Source organism: Streptomyces sp. NPDC001781 (assembly GCF_053596035.1).
Map to the genome: position 1 here is coordinate 1 of NZ_JBSFFI010000094.1, position 1521 is coordinate 1521.

Below are 1521 nucleotides of genomic sequence, written 5' to 3' on the forward strand. Positions count from 1 at the left end.
GTCGGGCGCCGAGCCCGCCAAGCGGGGCACCCGCGCCCGCACAGCCCGCGCCAAGGCGCAGCAGAGCGACGACGGGCCGGACGGGACGCCGACGGCGGCCGACGGCGAGGTGAACGCGCTCACCGGCGACGGGGCGCCCACCCCGCGCAAGGGGAGCGGCGCGTGAGCGGGGCCCCGGGCGTCGGCCGCGTCGTCCACTACGTCAGCCACGGCACGCCGGTGCGCGAGGACGGGACGCAGGCGTATACCGCGCAGTGCCGCGCGGCCATCATCACGGCCGTCCCGGAGTATCTGACGGCCGAGCCGTTCGACGGCTGCCCGAACGGGACGGACGGCCAGTGGACCGCGTCCCTCGCCGTGCTCAACCCCACCGGGATGTTCTTCAACGAGAACCTGCCGCAGGACGAGGACGGCCACGAGGGCGGCACCTGGCACTGGCCCGAGCGGACGGAGAACGGCGCGTGAGAGTCGTCTGCTACCCGGCCGACACCTCGGGGTGCGGCTCGTTCCGGATCATCTGGCCCGCGCAGCTCCTCGCGGCGGCCGGGCACGACGTGGAGATCCGCCCGCCCGAGGACCGGGGGCTGAAGCTGCGCATCGGCCCCGACGACCGCGTGGACGACGTCCTGGACGTGGACGGCGTGGACGTCATCGTCTTCCAGCGGCTCACGCACCAGTGGATGGCCGAGGCGGTGCCGCTGCTCCGCGCGAAGGGCATCGCCGTAGTGATCGACGTGGACGACGACCTGTCCACGGTGCACCCGAGGAACCCGGCGTACAAGTCGATGCACCCGCGCTTCGCGGGCAAGCTGGACCGCGCCACCCGGCAGATCCACCGGCACTCGTGGCAGCACCTGGCCGAAGCGTGTCGGAACGCCACGCTAGTGACCGTCTCCACGCCGGCGCTGCTGGAGCGCTACGCCCGGCACGGGCGCGGCCACGTCCTCTACAACCACCTGCCCGACCACTACTACGGCGTGCCGCACGCGGACTCCACGGTCCTCGGCTGGCCGGCCTCGCTCGCCTCGCACCCCGACGACCCGTCGGCCGTCGGCGGGGCCGTGGCCCGGCTCGTCGGGGAGGGCGCGGATTTTCACATCGTCGGCGACCCGGTGGGCTGCGGCGCCGCGTTCGGACTGACCCGCGACCCCCGGGGCCGCGCGGGCGTGGACGTCTACGGCTGGCCGGGCGCCATCGCCGAGGGCGTCGGGGTCGGCATCGCGCCACTGGCGGACACGGTGTTCAACCGGGCCAAGTCGTGGCTGAAGCCGCTGGAGCTGAGCGCGCTCGGCATTCCGTGGGTGGCCTCGCCGCGCGCCGAGTACGCCAGGCTGCACGCGCGTGGCGCCGGGGTCCTCGCGGACAGTCCGCGCCGCTGGTACCGGGAGCTGCGCAGCCTGGTGGACTCCGAGGCCCTGCGCGCCGAGCGGGCCGAAGCCGGCCGGGTCGTCGCGGACGGGCTGCGCCTGGCCGGCAACGAGTGGCGGTGGTGGGAGGCATGGGAGCGCGCGGCCGGTCTGC

2 protein-coding genes are annotated in these 1521 nt (G+C 75.0%); both read left to right on the plus strand.

Translation table 11 applies throughout. The features are described 5' to 3' along the window. The first annotated feature begins 162 nt into the window (after positions 1-162). Positions 163-465, plus strand: a complete 303-nt coding sequence (locus ACWCV3_RS28900; protein ID WP_451230320.1) for a hypothetical protein — start codon at positions 163-165, stop codon at positions 463-465. After that, positions 462-1521, plus strand: a 1060-nt coding sequence (locus ACWCV3_RS28905) for a hypothetical protein (RefSeq protein ID WP_451230323.1), incomplete at its 3' end; no start/stop codon positions are given. The genes ACWCV3_RS28900 and ACWCV3_RS28905, both read left to right, overlap by 4 nt.